The sequence below is a fragment of the Bacillus cereus group sp. N12 genome, from assembly GCF_016483575.1.
Classification (GTDB): Bacteria; Bacillota; Bacilli; order Bacillales; family Bacillaceae_G; genus Bacillus_A; species Bacillus_A toyonensis.
In genome coordinates, this window is record NZ_JAEHBO010000311.1 from 1 (window position 1) to 222 (window position 222).

Below are 222 nucleotides of genomic sequence, written 5' to 3' on the forward strand. Positions count from 1 at the left end.
TTCTACTTTTTTGATCGATGCATATACACTTTCTTTTGTAGAGTCAATAAATTCTCCAATCCCTTTTATAGTAGGTGCTTGGAAGATTTGTCGTAAAGGTATCTCCACCATAAGTTCCTTATGGATTTTAGAAACCATCGTAGTCGCTTTCAGTGAATGGCCTCCAATTTCAAAAAAGTTGTGTTGAATTCCTATGTTTTCTATATCTAAAATATCTTGCCA

At 33.8% G+C, this 222-nt stretch carries 1 protein-coding gene; it reads right to left on the bottom strand.

The window, feature by feature from the left end:
• Positions 1-222 (bottom strand): phosphopantetheine-binding protein (locus tag JDS92_RS30615; protein WP_199633080.1); only part of this gene is annotated, 222 nt, incomplete at both ends.